Annotated in this window: 10 protein-coding genes; 6 read left to right on the top strand and 4 right to left on the bottom strand. The window is 70.8% G+C overall.

Features of this window, described 5'->3' with window-relative positions; translation table 11 throughout:
- The first annotated feature begins 304 nt into the window (after positions 1–304).
- Entirely contained in the window at positions 305–943 is a 639-nt protein-coding gene (locus QIT00_RS10235; protein WP_282534847.1) for a TetR/AcrR family transcriptional regulator, read from the top strand.
- A 28-nt stretch (positions 944–971) separates the two neighbouring features.
- Here QIT00_RS10235 and QIT00_RS10230 read toward each other — a convergent pair whose 3' ends face one another.
- On the bottom strand, positions 972–1,436 hold the full coding sequence (locus QIT00_RS10230; protein WP_282534846.1) for a MaoC family dehydratase: 465 nt from the start codon (positions 1,434–1,436) through the stop codon (positions 972–974).
- Positions 1,437–1,532: 96 nt separating this feature from the next.
- Between QIT00_RS10230 and soxR the strand changes: the two genes are divergently transcribed.
- Together soxR and QIT00_RS10220 are read left to right on the top strand one after the other, a co-directional pair.
- Entirely contained in the window at positions 1,533–2,000 is a 468-nt protein-coding gene (soxR, locus tag QIT00_RS10225; RefSeq protein ID WP_282534845.1) for a redox-sensitive transcriptional activator SoxR, read from the top strand.
- A 117-nt stretch (positions 2,001–2,117) separates the two neighbouring features.
- Positions 2,118–2,630, top strand: coding sequence for a hypothetical protein (locus QIT00_RS10220; protein WP_282534844.1), 513 nt, complete (start codon positions 2,118–2,120; stop codon positions 2,628–2,630).
- Between the two features lie 48 nt (positions 2,631–2,678).
- Here the strand turns inward: QIT00_RS10220 and QIT00_RS10215 are convergent, their stop codons facing one another.
- Entirely contained in the window at positions 2,679–3,281 is a 603-nt protein-coding gene (locus QIT00_RS10215; protein WP_282534843.1) for a hypothetical protein, read from the bottom strand.
- A gap of 286 nt (positions 3,282–3,567) precedes the next feature.
- On the opposite strand from QIT00_RS10215, the gene QIT00_RS10210 reads away from it, so the two are divergent.
- On the top strand, positions 3,568–6,426 hold the full coding sequence (locus QIT00_RS10210) for a penicillin acylase family protein (protein ID WP_282534842.1): 2,859 nt from the start codon (positions 3,568–3,570) through the stop codon (positions 6,424–6,426).
- 189 nt (positions 6,427–6,615) lie between these two features.
- Here the strand turns inward: QIT00_RS10210 and QIT00_RS10205 are convergent, their stop codons facing one another.
- Positions 6,616–7,953: an MFS transporter gene (locus tag QIT00_RS10205; RefSeq protein WP_408909748.1), complete on the bottom strand. Its 1,338-nt coding sequence runs from the start codon at positions 7,951–7,953 to the stop codon at positions 6,616–6,618.
- A gap of 80 nt (positions 7,954–8,033) precedes the next feature.
- Complete coding sequence (locus QIT00_RS10200) at positions 8,034–9,296, bottom strand: exo-beta-N-acetylmuramidase NamZ family protein (RefSeq protein WP_282534841.1); 1,263 nt, start codon at positions 9,294–9,296, stop codon at positions 8,034–8,036.
- 196 nt (positions 9,297–9,492) lie between these two features.
- Here QIT00_RS10200 and QIT00_RS10195 point away from each other — a divergent pair, with 196 nt between their 5' ends.
- Entirely contained in the window at positions 9,493–10,245 is a 753-nt protein-coding gene (locus QIT00_RS10195; protein ID WP_282534840.1) for an SDR family oxidoreductase, read from the top strand.
- Positions 10,227–11,918, top strand: a complete 1,692-nt coding sequence (locus QIT00_RS10190; protein ID WP_349017171.1) for a class I adenylate-forming enzyme family protein — start codon at positions 10,227–10,229, stop codon at positions 11,916–11,918. Before QIT00_RS10195 ends, QIT00_RS10190 begins: the two co-directional genes overlap by 19 nt.
- Positions 11,919–12,035 lie beyond the last annotated feature (117 nt).

Here is a 12,035-nt window from a genome sequence, read left to right as displayed (position 1 = left end):
GAGCAGCTGTACGGATCCTCCCAGGGGGCTCCGCCCCCGGACCCCCGCTCCTCAATCGCCGGAGGGGCTCAATTTGAGCCCCTCTGGGGGCACCTCCCAGCGGTAGCTGGGGGAGATTGAGGAGGCCCGTCCGGCAGGACTTTCGGGAAGGGGCGGGGAGGGGAAGAAGCCGCCCGTAAGGGCGATCGACGGTGCCGCAGCCGACAGTTCCCGGTGTCCTGACCCAAGTGCCCGCCCCAACCCTAAGCGCTTGCTCACCCCCAGCAGGTATGGTGTGCGTCCTGCGAGAGGGAAGGGGCCTGTGATGAGTACGGCGGAGGAGACCGGCGGCGAGAACATGCCGTGGGGCGAGGTGACTCCGGACGCGGCCAGGCGGCTGCTGATCGCCGCGGTCGAGGCCTTCGCCGAGCGCGGGTACCACGCGACGACCACGCGTGACATCGCCGGCCGCGCCGGCATGAGCCCCGCCGCGCTCTACATCCACTACAAGACCAAGGAAGAGCTGCTCCACAAGATCAGCACCATCGGTCACACCAAGGCGCTCGCCATCCTGGAGTCCGCCGCGGACGGCCCCGGCAGCGCCGCCGACCGCCTGGTCGAGGCCGTACGCTCCTTCGTCGTCTGGCACGCCGGCCAGGCCACCACCGCGCGCGTCGTGCAGTACGAGCTGGACGCGCTGGGCGAGGAGCACCGCGCCGAGGTCGTCCTGCTGCGGCGCCGCTGCGACGCGGCCGTACGGCGGATCCTGAGCGACGGCGTCGACGCGGGCGAGTTCGAGGTGCCGGACGTCTCCGGGACCACCCTCGCCGTGCTCTCCCTCTGCATCGACGTGGCCCGCTGGTTCAGCCTCGACGGGCGCTGGACGCCGGACGAGGTCGGCGCGATGTACGCCGACCTCGTGCTGCGGATGGTGGGAGCCGGGGCCCCGGGTCCTCAGAACTAGAAGCGGCCCTCAGAAGTAGAAGCGGGACTCAGAAGTAGAAGCGCGACACCGACTCCGCCACGCAGGCCGGCTTGTCGGCGCCCTCGCGCTCGACCGTCACCGTCGTCGTGATCTGTACGCCGCCGTCCTTCGTGGGCGAGACGTCCTTCAGCGTGCCGGTGGCGCGCAGCCGCGAGCCGACCGGGACGGGGGAGGGGAACCGCACCTTGTTCGTGCCGTAGTTGATGCCCATGCGTACGTTCTCCACGCGCATGATCTGCGGCACGAGCGTCGGCAGCAGCGAGAGCGTGAGGTAGCCGTGCGCGATCGTCGTGCCGAAGGGGCCCGCGGCGGCCTTGTCGGGGTCGACGTGGATCCACTGGTGGTCGCCCGTGGCGTCGGCGAACAGGTCGATCCGCTTCTGGTCGACCTCCAGCCAGTCACCGCTGCCCAGCTCCTCGCCGACCGCGGCCTGCAGTTCCTCGACCGACCGGAAGATCCTCGGCTCCGCCATGTTCCATGCCTCCCACGTGAGTATGTCTAAGCGCTTGCTCAGCATGCTCGCCGGTATGTGTGCCTGTCAACGGATCACGCGGGTAGGGTCGACGGGGTGGCGCAGATTCCAGAGAAGGTTCATGAGCTCACCGTCGGCCAGCTGTCCCAGCGCAGTGGCGCCGCCGTCTCGGCCCTGCACTTCTACGAGTCCAAGGGCCTGATCGGCAGCCGCCGCACCAGCGGCAACCAGCGCCGGTACACCAGGGACACGCTGCGCCGGGTCGCGTTCATCCGGGCCGCCCAGCGCGTCGGCATCCCGCTGGCCACCATCCGGGACGCCCTCGCGCAGCTCCCCGAGGAGCGCACCCCGAACCGCGAAGACTGGGCGCGGCTCTCCGAGAACTGGCGCTCGGTGCTCGACGAGCGGATCAAGCAGCTCGGCCGCCTGCGCGACCACCTCACCGACTGCATCGGCTGCGGCTGCCTGTCGTTGGAGACCTGCGTGCTCTCGAACCCGGACGACGTGTTCGGTGAACGCCTCACGGGGTCGCGGCTGTTGGCGGAGGGACGGAAGTCGGGCTGACGGCCGCGGAGCCGGGGGCTCCGCCCCGAGGGCTGCCCGCCGGGGGCTTTCGGGAAGGGGCGGGGTGGGGAGAAGCTCAGGAGGCCCGTACCACCACCGACGCCAGAAGGAGTGCCGATGAGCCTCGTGATCTGCTCGCTGCTGTGGGACGCCGCACAGGGCGGCAAGCAGTCGGTCGGCTATGACGACGACGGGTACTACCTGGTGCGATTCCCGTACACCTCAGGTCAGGAGTCGTACGACCCGTGGAAGATGCACGACCCGGCGCACGGCGGCAGCACGCCGTCGAAGTTCCCCGACGGGCGCTCCGGGCTCATCTGGCCGAGCCACGAGGGCTGGGGTGTGCTCTCCGCGCTCGTGTTCTGGGAGCCGGACTCCCGGCCGCGCGAGTACCGCGCCAGATTCGTGCGCGACCCGCTCGGCTCCGGCTACGACTCGACGGCCACGACGGACTCGACGCCCACCGGCGGCGGCCAGTACCGCAGTTACGTCTGGCAGATGTTCGTGCACAAGGGCATACCGCTCGGCTTCAAGGTGTCCGCGCGCGCTCGGGGCGACGTGAAGATCAAGACCCCGCTGATGCACGCCCAGTTCAAGCTGGCGATCCACACGGACGTCAAGACGCCCTGAGCCCCGAGGGCACGGGGGTGCGGCCGGTCCGGCGCACCCCCGTCGTGCTCAAACCGTCACGAGCGTCCTGAACTGCCGGGCCCGCGCGAGCGATCCGGGTACGAGGACGGGCTGCGGTACGACGATGCCGCAGCCGGTGCACACCGGTCCCGCGGAGGGTTCGTGCGCCAGGTCGTACTTCCAGACGATGCCGTCCGACGCGCAGACCGGGCAGCAGCCCCCCGGCTCCCGTTCGAGGGCCGCGATCAGCCTGCGCAGGACAACGGCGAGCGGTTCGGTGGGGTGGACATGCGGGTCGTCGCACCAGGCGATGCCGTGGCCGCCCCAGGTCAGCCGGTGCCAGTCGTCGACGGTGCCGGGGCTGCGGAGTCCGTCGTGCTTCTCCTGCTTGCGCCGGTGCGCGAACTCCGTCTCGTACGCGAGCCACACCGCCCGCGCCTCCTCCAGTTCGTCGAGCGCGGCCGTGAGGCGGGCCGGGTCGGGGGACCGGTCCTCGGGGCCGAAGCCCGCCCGCGTGCACAGGTGGTCCCAGGTGGCCCGGTGGCCGTACGGAGCGAATCGCTCCAGGCATTTGCGCAGTGAGTACCGCCGCAGGGCCAAGTCGTTGTGTCCGTCGCGGACCTGTCTCGCGAGGCTTCTGAATCCAGCCACCGCATCACACCTCCGTCGCTACTGCTTCGGCTACTTCGGCGTCGGCGAAAAGACGTCGCCTCATAGACGTATCGACTCGCGATCCGGCTCCATCCGATTTCCGATGGCACCCATCAGCGATGCGTCGAGTGGCGCGAGTCCACCACAGCGGCCGTGGGATCCGCGTAAGCCCGCCCTGTCCGCGGCCAGTCGACTGTGGTGATTCGGAAAAAGTGACGGTTGTTCATCTTCAGTCCCTGCTCTACCGCCGGTAACCTCCCGGCCACCGTCTTCGGGAGGAGCAGGAATGCAACGGCGCATCCCGCGCAGAGTGATCCGCAGAGGCCATCGCGTCCGCGGCGGCCCGGGTGTACTTCTCACCGCCGCGGCCCTGTTGGGCGGCCTGCTCGCGCCGCTGCCGCAGGCCGCGGCCGCCGAACCCGCGCCCGCCGCGACCGCGCGGGACTACTGCGGCAAGCAGTGCGCCGACATCCTGCCGCCCGGCGCCAACGGCAGCGCCACCCTCGCGCAGATCCTCGGCCACCGCCTCTTCGGCACCAAACCGGCCCACAGCGACGACCAGTTGGGGCCGTACGACGCGCTCTCCTCCGGCTACTCCTCGCTCACCGACGACTCCCTCACCGACTTCTTCCGGGACTCCTCCTTCGGCGTCCCCGAGGGCCAGGCCGCGTCGGTCACCCAGCCGCGCGAGGACGTCACGATCACCCGCGACAAGCGACACGGCGTCCCGCACATCAAGGGCACCACCCGCTACGGCACCGAGTTCGGCGCGGGCTACGCGGCGGGCCAGGACCGGCTCTGGCTCATCGACCTGTTCCGGCACATCGGCCGCGGCGAGCTGACCCCCTTCGCGGGCGGCGCCCCCGCCAACCAGGGCCTGGAGCAGCAGTTCTGGCCGCAGGCCCCGTACACCGAGAAGGACCTGGAGAAGCAGGTCGAGTGGCTGCGGACGAACGCGGGCCCGCGCGGCGAGCAGGCGATGAAGGACGCGCAGGCCTATGTCGACGGCCTCAACTCCTATCGCGAGAAGGCGAAGAAGGGCCGCTACTTCCCCGGTGAGTACGTGCTGACCGGCAAGGTCGACGCGATCACCAACATCGGCGAGATCGAACCCTTCAAGATCACCGACATGATCGCGCTCGCCTCGGTCGTCGGCGGCCTCTTCGGAGGCGGCGGCGGGGGAGAGGTGGACGCGGCGCTCTCGCTCCTCAAGGCGCAGGAGAAGTACGGCGTCGAGAAGGGCACGAAGGTCTGGGAGTCGTTCCGCCAGCGCAACGACCCGGAGACCGTCCTCACCGTCCACGACGGCACGTCCTTCCCGTACGCGGGCAAGCCCGAAAAGGCGCGCGGCAAGGCGATGCCGGACCAGGGCTCGGTCGAGCGCGAACCGCTCGTGTACGACCGGGAAGGCGCCGCGAAGACGGGCGCCAAGGACCCGGTGAAGGCCCCGGAGAAGCTGAAGAAGCTCCAGGGGATGTACGACGACGGGGTCCTGCCCGAGGACACCTTCAGCGGGCCGAACTCCACATCCCGCAAGGGCATGTCGAACGCCCTGCTTGTCTCCGGGAAGCACACGGCGAGCGGAAACCCGGTGGCCGTCTTCGGCCCGCAGACCGGCTACTTCGCGCCCCAGCTCCTCATGATGCAGGAGCTCCAGGGGCCCGGCATCAGCGCCCGCGGCGTCTCCTTCGCCGGCGTCGGCATGTACGTCCAGCTCGGCCGCGGCCAGGACTACGCCTGGAGCGCGACCTCCGCCAACCAGGACATCACCGACACGTACGCCGTCGAACTCTGCGAATCCGACGGCTCGGCGCCCACCAAGCAGTCCACGCACTACCGCCACCGCGGCGACTGCCTGCCCATGGAGAAGCTGGAGAAGAAGAACGCCTGGAAGCCCACCCTCGCCGACTCCACGGCCGCGGGCTCCTACCGCCTCCAGGTCTTCCGCACCAAGTACGGCATCGTCACGCACCGCGCGACGGTCGACGGCAAGCCCGTCGCGTACACCTCGCTGCGCTCCACCTACCAGCACGAGGCCGACTCGATCATCGGCTTCCAGATGTTCAACGACCCGTCGTACGTCAAGGACGCCGAGTCCTTCCAGAAGGCCGCCGAGCACATCGGCTACGCCTTCAACTGGTTCTACGCCGACTCCCGCGACACCGCGTACTACAACAGCGGCTCCAACCCGCAGCGCGCGGAGGGCGTGGACCCGTCGTTCCCGGTGAAGGCCGAGAAGGCGTACGAATGGCGGGACTTCGACCCCACGGACAACACGGCCGCGTACACCCCGCCCGCCGAGCACCCGCAGTCCGTCAACCAGGACTACTACATCTCCTGGAACAACAAGCAGGCCAAGGACTTCAGCGGCGCGAACTTCAGCTACGGGGCCGTGCACCGCGGTGATCTCCTCGACGACCGGGTGAAGGAGCTGGTCGACGAGGGCGGCGTCACCCGTGCCTCGCTCACGCGCGCGATGGCCGAGGCCGCGGTCACCGATCTGCGCGGCGAGCAGGTGCTGCCCGAGCTCCTGAAGGTGCTGCGCAGCAAGCCGATCACCGACCCCCGACTCGCCAAGGTCGTCCAGCAGTTGGAGTCCTGGCGGAAGGCGGGCGCGCAGCGCAACCAGACCTCGGCCGGGTCGAAGACGTACGCACACCCGGACGCGATCCGCGTCATGGACGCCTGGTGGCCACGGCTCGTCGAGGCCCAGTTCAAGCCGGGGCTCGGCGGCGACCTGTACGAGGCCCTGACCGGGCAGCTCGCCGTCGACGAGGCCCCGTCCGCGGGCCACGGCCCGACCGGCGCGCACGCGGGCTCGGCCTTCCAGTACGGCTGGTGGGGCTATGTCGACAAGGACCTGCGGACGGTGCTGGGGCAGCCGGTGCAGGGCAAGTTGGGTGCGACGTACTGCGGTGGCGGGAAGCTCGACGCGTGCCGCGACGCCCTCCTCGGCAGCCTCGCGGAGGCGGCGGCGCTGTCCGCGGAAGAGGTCTACCCGGGCGACGACAGCTGCGAGGCGGGCGACCAGTGGTGCGCGGACACGATCGTCCACCGGGCGGTCGGCGGCATCACGCACGAGCCGATCCAGTGGCAGAACCGGCCTACGTATCAGCAGGTGGTGGAGTTCCCCCGGCACAGGTGAGGCACCTGCGCGGCACCGTCCCGGGGGCTCCGCCCCCGGCCCCCCGCTCCTCAAACGCCGGAGGGGCTGATTTATCAGCCCGTCCGGCGTTTGAGGACGAGCGCCTCAGCGCGATACGGGGTCCGGGGCGGAGCCCAGGAAGCTGTCCGCAGGACTTTAGGGAAGGGGCGGGGAGGGGAAGAAAACGCCTCAGCCCAGCTCCCGCTCCCGAGTCTCCGGCAGCGCCAACACGCACACCAGCGAGACGACCGCCATCGCCGACACGTACCACCCCACCGCGCCCGACCCGAAAGACTCCTGCAACCGCGTAGCCACCAGCGGAGCAACCGCACCCCCGGCCACCCCACCCAGGTTGTACGCGAACGACGCCCCCGAGTACCGCACCCGCGCCCCGAACAGCTCCGGCAGGTACGCGCCCATCGGGCCGTAGACCACACCCATGCAGAACAGCGCACCGCCGAGCGCGATCGCGATGAGCACCGGCTGCTCGGTGTCCATCAGCGGGAACAGCACGAACCCCCACACCACCGCGAGCCCGCTGCCCGCGAGGACCAGGCGGCGCCGTCCGCCCGCGTCGGAGCGGGTCGCCGCGAACCAGGTGCCCGCGGCGAGGAACACGCAGGCCACCAGGGACAGTCCGAGCATCGTGTTCCGGGAGACGCCGAGCGTGTTCGTCCCGTACGCCAGGCAGTACGTGGTGGCCGTGTAGAACAGGCCGTACGCGACGACCATGCCGCCCGCGCCGAGCAGCAGCTCGCGCGGGTGCCGCTTGAACACCTCCAGGGCGGGGGCCCTGCTGGCTTCCTGAGCGGCCATCACGCGCGCGAAGACCGGGGTCTCGCTGATCCTGAGCCGCACGAACAGGCCGACCGCCACCAGCAGGAACGACAGCAGGAACGGCACCCGCCAGCCCCAGCCGCGGAACGCCTCGTCGTCCAGCACGGACGAGAGCAGCCAGAAGATGCCGGTCGCCGCGAAGAACCCCACGGACGGGCCGAGTTGGGGGAACGCCGCGAACATGCCGCGTTTGCCGCGCGGTGCGTGTTCCACGGCGAGCAGCGCGGCCCCGCCCCACTCGCCGCCGAGCCCGACGCCCTGGAGGAAGCGGAGGAGGACGAGCAGCAGCGGCGCCCAGATGCCCCACGTGCCGTAGCCGGGCAGCAGGCCCACGAGCGCCGTGGAGAGCCCCATCAGGAGCAGCGAGGCGACCAGGACGGACTTGCGGCCGACCCGGTCCCCGAAGTGGCCGAAGACCAGCGAGCCGATGGGCCGCGCCGCGAAGGCCACCGCGTACGTGGAGAACGCCGCGAGCGTGCCGTTGACCGGCGACAGGTTCGGGAAGAAGGCGTCGTTGAGGACGAGGGCGGCGGCCGTTCCGTAGACGTAGAAGTCGTAGAACTCGATGGCGGTGCCGATGAAGCTGGCCACCGCCACCCGGCGCAGGCTCTCCGGACTCTCGTCCGTGGAGGCGGCGTCGCCGGGGGCGGTGGCCTTGCTGAGGTCGGTGGTGGGGTCGTCGTCGATCACGTCGGCACTGTGGCGATCGGTGTACCGTGCAGTCAATAGGTGGGACGGGCGGTCTCGGATGCTGAGACCGCGCATCGGTCTCAGCGGTACGCCAGATACCTCCTGCGCACCGCGCGGAACTCCGCCAACTCCCCCTGCCAGGCAGCCACCACGTCCTCCGCGTCCGCCCCCGCGTCGATCATCGTGCGCACCTGCGTCGACCCGGTGAGCTTGTCGATCCAGTGGTCACCGCGCCAGGCGAAGCCCTTCCAGGTCCGCTTGGCCGTCACGAGCAGCCCGATCCCGGTCGCCACCGCGTCGAACGCCTCCCGGTCGTGCACATGGAGCTGCACACCGCCGACGGTCTTGCCCTGGAACTTGGAGAACGTCGGCGCGAAGTACGCCTCCCTGAAGTGCACGCCGGGCAGCCCGAGTTCGTTCGCGGCCTCGGCCCATCGACGGTCGATGCCCTCGGCGCCGAGCAGCTCGAACGGCCGCGTCGTGCCCCGCCCCTCCGACAGGTTGGTGCCCTCGAAGAGACACGTACCCGGGTACACGAGCGCCGTCTCGGGCGTCGGCATGTTCGGGCTCGGCGGCACCCACGGCAGGTCCGACGCGTCGTAGAACTCGTCCCTGCGCCAGCCCGACATCAGCACCGTGTCGAGCTCCACCGGCCGCTTCAGGAACTCCGCGTTGAACAGCCGCGCCAGCTCCGCCACCGTCATCCCGTGCGCCTGCGAGATCGGCTCGCGCCCCACGAACGTCGCGAACTCCTTGTGCAGGACCGGCCCTTCGGCCGACCGGCCGGACACCGGATTCGGCCGGTCCAGGACCACGAACCGCTTCCCGGCCAGCTCGGCGGCCACCATGCAGTCGTAGAGCGTCCAGATGTACGTGTAGAAGCGCGCGCCCGCGTCCTGGATGTCGAAGACGACGGTGTCCACGCGCGCTTCCGTGAAGATGTCCGCGAGCGCCTGCCCGCTCTGCCGGTACGTGTCGAAGACGGGCAGGCCCGTCGCCGGGTCGTCGTACCGGCCCTCCGAACCGCCCGCCTGCGCCGTGCCGCGGAAGCCGTGCTCGGGGCCGAACACCGCGACCAGGTCCACGCGTTCGTCGGCGTGCATCACGTCCACGATGTGCCGGACGTCGCGGGTCACGCCGGTCGGGTTGGTGACCATGCCGACGCGCTCGCCGTCGAGGATCCCGTAGCCGTCGTCGGCGAGCCGCTCGAAGCCGGTCCGGAGCCTGCGGCCGCCCGGATGTCCCGTACGGCCCGCACCGGCCGCGAGGGCGGGAGACGAGGCGGCCGTCGCGGCGACCGCTCCGGTTCCGGCGGCGAGCAGGCTCCGTCTGGAGAGATTCATTCCATGACCTCCGTGACATCGATGAGCGCGGCTGACATGCGCACGCACGCTAACGCGCACACGCCTCCCACGGAACGAACCGGACAGGGGTCGTCTCGTCCGTCCCCTTCCCCCACGGCATACCGACTGGTTAGTCTGCGATCGCGTCGAGGCTGTTGACGAGTCGTTCACGAGGGGAGACACGAGGGTGGAGAGCATGCGGGACAAGGCAGTTGTCGTCACGGGGGCAGGTGCCGGCATCGGCGCCGCACTGGCCCGCCGGTTCGCGGCCGAGGGGGCCCGGGTGGCCGTCAACGACCTGGACCCCGACAAGGCGAAGACCGTGGCCGGGGAGATCGGCGGCATCGCCGTACCCGGGGACGCCTCCGCGATCGTCGAGCCCGCGCGCGAGGCGCTCGGCGGCACCGTCGACGTCTACTGCGCCAACGCGGGCCTCGCCTCCGGCGGCACCGAGGCCGCCGCCGAGCAGGTGTGGGCCACGGCCTGGGACGTGAACGTGATGGCCCACATCCGCGCCGCCCACACCCTGCTGCCCGGCTGGCTGGAGCGCGGCGACGGCCGCTTCGTCTCCACCGTGTCGGCCGCCGGACTGCTCACCATGGTCGGGGCGGCGCCGTACAGCGTCACCAAGCACGGCGCGTACGCCTTCGCCGAGTGGCTCTCGCTGACGTACCGGCACCGCGGCCTCAAGGTGCACGCCATCTGCCCGCAGGGCGTGCGCACCGACATGCTCACCGCCTCCGGCTCGGCCGGCGAACTCGTCCTCGCGCCCAGCGCCATCGAGCCCGAGGACGTCGCCGACGCGCTGTTCGCGGGCATCGAGGCCGACCGCTTCCTGATCCTGCCGCACCCCGAGGTCGCGGGATACTACGCGGCACGCGCCTCGGACCCGGACCGCTGGCTCGGCAACATGAACCACATCCAGCAGAAGTGGGAGGCCGCTCAGTGACCGTGGCCCCGAACGGCATCTACGCCGCCAAGCCCTGGCTCGGCCGCCTCAGCGAGGCCCAGCGCGCCCCCGCCGACCCGCCGCCCTCCGTCGTGCACGCCTTCCGCGAGGCCGTCGCCAGGGCCCCGCGGCACACCGCCCTCGCCTACTTCGACGGCCGCCTCTCGTACGCGGAGACGGACGCGCTCAGCGACTCCGTCGCCGGACACCTCGCGGCCCGCGGCCTCGGTCCCGGGGACCGGGTGGCGATCATGCTGCAGAACACCCCGCACTTCGTCCTCGCCCTGCTCGGCGCCTGGAAGGCCGGGGCCACGGTCGTCCCGGTCAACCCGATGTACAAGACGGGCGAGGTCCGGCACGTCCTGCACGACGCCGAGGTCACCGCACTGATCTGCTCGGACCGCGCCTGGGAGTCGTACCTGCGGGACACGGCCGCCGACTCGCCGGTACGGATCGTGCTCACCGCCTGCGAGCTGGACCTGCAGACCCGGGGCGACACCCGCGTCCTCGGCTTCGAGCGCCTCCAGCGGGCGGCCGACGCCGACGCCGACGCCGACGACCTGCTGACCGTCGCCCGCGCAGGCGCCCAACCGCCCACCGGCCGCGAACCGGCCGCCGACGGCATCGCGCTGATCAGCTACACCTCGGGCACCAGCGGCACCCCCAAGGGCGCCATGAACCTGCACGGCAACATCACGTACAACGCCGAACGGCAGCGCGGCGGCCACGGGATCGCCGAGGGCGCGACCTACTTCGGGCTCGCGCCGCTCTTCCACATCACCGGCATGGTCTGCCAGCTCTCCGCCTGCTTCGCCAACGCGGGCACCCTCGCCCTCGCGTACCGCTTCGAGGCGGGTGTCGTCCTGGACGCGTTCCTGGAGCACCGGCCCGCGTACACCGTCGGCCCGTCCACCGCGTTCATGGCGCTCGCCGCGCACCCGGACGTCACCCGCGACCACTTCTCGTCCTTCGAGGTCATCTCCTCGGGCGGCGCCCCGCTGCCGCCCGCCCTGGTGGAGAAGTTCCGCGCCGCCTTCGGCCCGTACATCCGCAACGGCTACGGACTCACCGAGTGCACCGCGCCCTGCGCCTCCGTGCCGCCCGAGCACGAGGTGCCCGTCGACCCGGCCTCCGGGACGCTCTCGGTGGGCGTGCCGGGCCCGGACACCGTCGTGCGGATCGTCGACGAGCAGGGCGCCGACGTGCCGTTCGGCGAGCACGGCGAGATCGCGGTGACCGGACCGCAGGTCGTCCCCGGCTACTGGCGCCGCGCCGAGGCCACCCAAGCGACCTTCCCCCAGGGCGAGTTGAGGACCGGCGACATCGGCTTCATGGACGCCGACGGCTGGCTCTACGTCGTCGACCGCAAGAAGGACATGATCAACGCCTCCGGCTTCAAGGTCTGGCCCCGCGAGGTCGAGGACGTCCTCTACGGCCACCCGGCGGTCCGCGAGGCGGCCGTCGTCGGAGTCCCCGACAGCTACCGCGGCGAGTCCGTGAAGGCGTACGTCAGCCTGCGCCCCGGCGCGAGCGCGGACCCGGACGAGCTCGGCGCGTACTGCAAGGAGCGGCTCGCCGCGTACAAGTACCCGCGCGAGGTGGAGATCCTGCCGGAGCTCCCCAAGACCACGAGTGGGAAGATCCTCCGACGGGAACTGCGCTCCCAGCCGTAGATCGCATACGGTTGCCCGCTGACCGGTACACACAGCAACTGGCACACATAGCAACTCGCACACATAGCAACTCGCACACATAGCAACTCGCACACGTACGAAAGGCAGGTGGCGGCC

Source organism: Streptomyces luteolus, from assembly GCF_029968015.1.
Taxonomy (GTDB): Bacteria; Actinomycetota; Actinomycetes; order Streptomycetales; family Streptomycetaceae; genus Streptomyces; species Streptomyces luteolus.
The sequence above is the reverse complement of the archived record's forward strand: the minus strand, read 5'-3'. Positions and strand labels throughout refer to the sequence as shown.

Excerpts from the sequence above, each read along its gene's own strand:
- QIT00_RS10210 (WP_282534842.1), top strand. The coding sequence starts at position 3,568 with ATGCAACGGCGCATCCCGCGCAGAGTGATCCGCAGAGGCCATCGCGTC.
- QIT00_RS10200 (WP_282534841.1), bottom strand. The coding sequence starts at position 9,296 with ATGAATCTCTCCAGACGGAGCCTGCTCGCCGCCGGAACCGGAGCGGTC.
- QIT00_RS10230 (WP_282534846.1), bottom strand. The coding sequence starts at position 1,436 with ATGGCGGAGCCGAGGATCTTCCGGTCGGTCGAGGAACTGCAGGCCGCG.
- QIT00_RS10220 (WP_282534844.1), top strand. The coding sequence starts at position 2,118 with ATGAGCCTCGTGATCTGCTCGCTGCTGTGGGACGCCGCACAGGGCGGC.
- QIT00_RS10195 (WP_282534840.1), top strand. The coding sequence starts at position 9,493 with ATGCGGGACAAGGCAGTTGTCGTCACGGGGGCAGGTGCCGGCATCGGC.
- QIT00_RS10235 (WP_282534847.1), top strand. The coding sequence starts at position 305 with ATGAGTACGGCGGAGGAGACCGGCGGCGAGAACATGCCGTGGGGCGAG.